The sequence below is a fragment of the Ancylomarina sp. 16SWW S1-10-2 genome (assembly GCF_009669305.1).
Classification (GTDB): Bacteria; Bacteroidota; Bacteroidia; order Bacteroidales; family Marinifilaceae; genus Ancylomarina.
This window is the reverse complement of sequence record NZ_SADB01000043.1, coordinates 1-5,862: the sequence shown is the minus strand read 5'-3', so window position 1 is coordinate 5,862 and position 5,862 is coordinate 1. Positions and strand designations below refer to the sequence as shown.

The 5,862-nt window shown below is 30.8% G+C and carries 4 protein-coding genes and 1 pseudogene; 4 read left to right on the top strand and 1 reads right to left on the bottom strand.

Annotation, left to right across the window (positions count from 1 at the left end; genetic code table 11):
* The coding region (locus EMN46_RS18310; RefSeq protein ID WP_154202459.1) for an alpha/beta fold hydrolase at positions 1 to 533 on the top strand (533 nt) is incomplete at its 5' end.
* Between the two features lie 472 nt (positions 534 to 1,005).
* Here the strand turns inward: EMN46_RS18310 and EMN46_RS20070 are convergent.
* Positions 1,006 to 1,146, bottom strand: a pseudogene (locus EMN46_RS20070) (transposase); the annotation flags it as partial.
* 455 nt (positions 1,147 to 1,601) lie between these two features.
* Here EMN46_RS20070 and EMN46_RS18300 point away from each other — a divergent pair.
* From EMN46_RS18300 to EMN46_RS18290, 3 genes are all read left to right on the top strand, one after another.
* Entirely contained in the window at positions 1,602 to 1,865 is a 264-nt protein-coding gene (locus EMN46_RS18300) for a hypothetical protein (protein WP_154202456.1), read from the top strand.
* Between the two features lie 137 nt (positions 1,866 to 2,002).
* Positions 2,003 to 3,565, top strand: coding sequence for a carboxypeptidase-like regulatory domain-containing protein (locus tag EMN46_RS18295; protein ID WP_154202454.1), 1,563 nt, complete (start codon positions 2,003 to 2,005; stop codon positions 3,563 to 3,565).
* A 385-nt stretch (positions 3,566 to 3,950) separates the two neighbouring features.
* Positions 3,951 to 5,702: a PAS domain-containing sensor histidine kinase gene (locus EMN46_RS18290; protein WP_154202452.1), complete on the top strand. Its 1,752-nt coding sequence runs from the start codon at positions 3,951 to 3,953 to the stop codon at positions 5,700 to 5,702.
* Positions 5,703 to 5,862 lie beyond the last annotated feature (160 nt).

Sequence of the window (5,862 nt, the reverse complement as noted above, 5' to 3'; positions counted from 1 at the left end):
AAGGTAAAAGTATCGATACAATCTCAAAAAACTTTTCCTACAATCAATTTTCTGAGGACATGAAAGTATTGCTTGATACATTACATTTAAAACAGGTTAACCTTGTTGGATGGAGTGATGGAGGAAATACAGGGTTAACTTTGGCAATGAAACATCCGCAATATGTTAAAAGGCTTGTAACCATGGGAGCTAATTTAAACCCTTCGGATACATCTATTAGTAGAAACGTGAAAAAGAGTATTCAAAAAGACATTGTGAAATTAACGAAAAATAGTAATGAGAACGTAACTGTTAGATTGTTAGAAATGCTTCTAAGAGAACCCAATATACTTCCTTCTGAGTTGGAGAAAATATCTGCCAAAACTTTAGTTCTAGCTGGAGAAAAGGATATAATTCTTGAACAACATACAAAACTAATAGGCAATAGTATTTCTAATTCAAAAGTCGAAATATTAAAAAAACAAACACATTTCTTACCCCATGAGAATCCTGAACTATTTAATAAAACGGTATTGAAATTTTTGCTTGAGTAGTAAGTACTGTAACAACTAAGCGTTCGTGTGGCAGGAACTACCCAACATGAACGGTAGGTTGACGTAACCGATGACAGAATTGCTACTTTATGGGGAATGGTTTAGTTTGCGGAACTTTTAGGAAAGAAAATCTTACAATAGAAAGTCCTTTAAATGCAGTGATTTCAAAAAAAAGATAAAGTTGTAGATTGATCTACAGCTTTTTTGTGTTTTGGATTTAGAATAGTTGACAATGGGACATAGCTATCGCAGTAGTCTTTATTTAAGACTTTATTTTTACAATAGACTGAAATATTGATCCATCAAGAGGTTTGATACCTTTTGGAGGTCCTCGATTGTCGAAGTATCGGATGGTGATAAGTTCTCCTTTTTTACAAATGGAGCAAATTCGATGTTGGCTTTATTGTTCTAGGCAAATAATAATCGATCCCAATTGTTCTTGCAGAATAGGTAGTATACCTTTTTTGATTGAACTAGAGAGTATATCGTAATGACGAATGCGTGTAAATCCCTTTGGCAGAATATGTAAGGAAAATCTTCGAATAAATTCATCATCATTTAAACTTACAGGCTTTGTTATCCCACCCTGTCTGTAATCTTTCGCCATAAAAGTTAATTTACCGCTTGCTAATGGTTACTCACCTAATTTCTTATTTTCAATTGCTTTCGTAAATGCTTCGCATATACAGGAGTCACCCTAGTGCATAAGGGACTTACACCCTCTGGAAAAAAAAATCGCCCAACCAATAATCTTTACTTATGCTAAACTTATGTATTTAACATTTTCAATGAACTTATGGTGGGTGTGATCATGCTCATGCAGGGCACACACAAAAGCTAAATTTCATGGGCGGTAATTAGCAGGTTGAAAGTTTAGAGCAATTAAGAAACACCAGCAAGCGAACTAAATTGGTTTGTCCAAAATATTAATAAGTAAATTTAATCGGCTTGCTTACTTGGCGAATTGATAAGAAATTACATTAAATCTCCCGCGAAATTTAGCAAGACCGTTGTGCATAATACCTACAAGGAGCGACAATTTGGAACGATAATTGTTATGATTAATTTATGAGAAATAAATTAGCGATATTGGGTCTATTAATAGTATATGTTTGCAATGGACAAGAAGTTAAAGAAATTGAAGTAAAATACTCCAATTCTTCACAAGTTAAAGAAAGGTTCTACGTTTTAAAATCAGATGAATCTATTAAATATGGTGATTATAAGTCATATCATCGAATTCATACAGATTCAACGATAAACGACTCTATTAGGATTAAAGAAGCAGGTAGCTACTTTTATAATTCCAGACATGGTTTATGGATTTCTTAAGCGAACGTAAAATATTGGAATAGAAAGTTCAAATATTTCACGTTAGTCAGAATGCTAAACCATGTTAAGATTAATTCCTCAAGATTTGGAAAATATGTAGGCTTAAGACCAAAATATTAAAATTAATAATTCCATTTATGACAGATTTTAAAAACTATTCCGGTAAAAACAATAGGAAAAATATCATCCGTTTTCTTACTTTTATTTTAATCCTATTTTCATATGTTACGGCGCAATCTCAGCCTTCTGAATCTATTTATGGGAGGTTAGTTGACTCTAATAACGGTGATGGAATCCCCTTTGCAACCATTCTAGTAAAAGATTTAGGAAAAGGTGTTATCAGTAATGCTCAAGGAGGTTTTTCTATACCAAAAATAATTCAAAATCATAATGATACTCTTATTATATCCTGTATTGGTTATAAATCAAGATTTGTCGATTTAAAAAGCCTTAATAGGCAAGAATTAAACATAATCAATCTCAATATCGCTATCACGGAGTTGGATGAAGTAATGATTAAAGCGAATAAAAAAATAAAATTTCAATCTCCTTACAAAATAGTAAAGAGATCTATCGGACAAATACCAACGAATTATCCCAATACCCCTTTTTCTTATATTGCATATTATCGTGACTATCAAAAAAAATCTGATACATATATTAATCTTAATGAAGCTTTGATTGAAAACCTTGATTATGGTTTTCATACTTGCGACCAGAGGGATAGTAAAGTACGACTATTGGAATATAAAGTTGACAGTTCTTTTGAGCGAGATTCAAATCTTGAAATAAACTATGACAATTTCGACAGAAAATTCATACCGGATGCTCATATTAACCCTTTCGGTGGAAATGAACTAACAATGCTGATGATTCATGATGCAATAAGGAACTATGAACATTCTACATACTCTTTCATGTATATAATGAAAGAAAGCTTTTTAAAAAATCATAGATTCGATCTGACCAAGGTTATTGAAATAGAAGGTGGCTCTCTTTTCGTAATTGATTTTAAATCAAAAAAAACTATAAATGATAATAGTTACCAAGCCATTGGTCAAATATTCATTAATAGAGATACTTATGCCATTCATAAGTTACTCTATTCACTTTACAAAACTCAAAAAAAAGAAAAGCAACTCATCTTTAATACAAATGTTGAATATGCGAAGAAACAAGATCTTATGTATCTCAATTACATATCTTTCAATAACGTGTTTAAAATCCCCAACCCTAAAGATTTTGCTACTAAAGAAATAGTGTACAACTTGAAGAACAAAAGTATATCTGTTAAATTTAATAACCCCTATTCTCCAATCGGAATTTTGAGACGATCTAATTATAAGGTCAAAATCGATAATAAAAAAGTGCGAATAAATAAGATCGTTCAAGACTCTATTAATAATAAAGTCCACATTATACTAGATAATATTACTGACTTTCCAGAAATTAAAGAAAATGACTCAACTAGATTAAAAATTGATTTTAAAAATTTAACTGATATAGATGGTCGCAAACTGAACCATCGAACATATTTGACTTACAACCAATATCGAGAATTGTTTGTCCAACAAGTACACACTAACGGAAAAGAAAAATCGATATCTTTTATTGATAAGTTTTTGCCTTTAAAGGACAACAGCACCTCTGAATATATAGAACCTATGGAATATTGGATGAACACTCCATTAAAGAAATAGGCCATGCGACTATTAATTATTATTAAACCGCTATCAAAAAGACCATATCGCGATCTTATGAACTAAGAATAATATTAAAAACAAAAGTACTGAGCACAGTCGAGTAGGCTGCCGCTAGGCCATTAGCCTAGCGGAGAACCTCTCACACCACCAGATACTTCGGCAAGCTCAGCATAAACAAGGCGGAATAATCCCCAACGATTTTATACCGCCACCGTTACCATACATTAAAAAATTCAATACAGGTCACTGATCTAATAAAAAAATTGATACCATCGTTAATAATAATCTTAACTTAGATCCGAAAAAATAAAATATGGATCTATTGTAATAATCAGATAATACTCAATCCAAATAATAATTTTAACACCAATAAAGTATTCGTATGTTCCAAATTGATATTCGAACAATTTACCTTGGCTACATCTTAATTAACATTGTTAATCTGATATTAATTGGTTCTTTGTATTTTCAAATAAAAAAAAGATTTCCAGGAACATTCTTAATACTACTCAGCTTTTTTATGAGTGCAATGGGAAATATTTTGGTGTTTTTCAGAAGTGTTATTCCCGATTGGCTTTCAATACCTGTTGCCAATACAATGATTGTTACATCAACTGTTGTTTTATTAATTGGACTTGAGAAATTTGTAAATAAAAAAGGAATTCAAATTCAAAACATTATACTAATTATCATTTTTTGTCTTGTTCATTCTTACTTTACTTTTATCCAGCCCGACTTAAATGCAAGGAACATAAACATTTCATTGGCATATCTTATATTTAGTTTTCAAATCGCCTTTTTAATGTTAAAGAGGACTCCCATAATTATCCGCAAAATAACTCGTTCCGTAGGTATTATATTTTGTGCCGTATTTATTATTCAAATTTTTCGCATTATTTATATTTTGCAAATACACCATATATCTATAAACTATTTCAAATCGGAACCATTTGAATCTATATTTTTATTAACGTGGGAGGTTATTATTATCAGTCTTGTATATAGTATTACATTAATGTATAATAAACGCCTGATTATTGATGTAAATGCTAACGAAGAAAAATTTTCTAAAGCATTTCACGCCGCTCCATTTATAATAATGTTATCAAATCTTACCAATGGTAAAATTTTTGAAGTTAACGAAAGTGTTCAAACAATATCTGGCTATCATCCCAATGAATTAATTGGTTTAAAATCAATTAAAGTAAAAATATGGAAACAAGATGCTGACCGACTCAAATTTATTTCAGATTTAAATTCAAAAGGCCATGTCAGCGAAGATGAATATGAATTTCGTAAAAAAACAGGGGAATTATTTACTGGCTTAATATCTGCTCATATAATTGATATTAATAACGAACATTGTATAATCTCTGTCATTAAAGACATTTCAAAGGGAAAAAAAGCTGAAATTAAACTATTGAAAAGTGAAGCTCGTTTAAGGGAATTAAACTCAACAAAAGACAAATTTTTTTCCATTATTGCACACGACCTTAGAAGTCCATTTAATGGAATTATTGGTTTTAGTGATATCTTACATGAACAGTTATTGAAAAAAGACTACAATGGAGTTGCTGAGTATGCCGAAATAATAAATAAATCCTCTCATCAAGCCATGAATTTATTATCGAATTTAATGGAATGGTCAAGGTCACAAACTGGTCGAATGGAGTTTAATCCTGAATTTGTTGATATTGTATCGCTAATTAATTCATCAATCGAATTATTAAAGATTTCTGCAGTAGAAAAATCAATTATCATTACACATAATCAACCTCACAACCTTATTGTATTTGCAGATAAAGCTATGCTAGAAACCGTATTGCGCAATTTACTCTCAAATGCTATAAAATTTACACCTAAAGAAGGCGAAGTGATTATTACTACCGAACTAAAACAAAACGAATGTTTGGTATTGGTTTCAGATACCGGAATGGGCATCGAAAAAAGTAATGTTAAAAAATTATTTGAAATTGATAGCATGTTTTCATCAATGGGTACTGAAAATGAAATAGGAACCGGGTTAGGACTAATTCTTTGTAAGGACTTTATCGAAAAACACAAAGGACGAATTTGGGTAGAAAGTGAACTTGGAGTAGGAAGCAAATTTTATTTTTCTTTACCCAAAATATAAAATATTTTACAACCTGAATTCAAGTTGCAAATGCAACTTTTTGATTATTTACAACATAATTATATTTTTCATTTGGAGTCAAGTAATTTAGACGCTTTCTCGGCCTATTATTTAGTTTATCTTGAACCCATTGTACTTTTTCATTTGTTATTCCATCAAA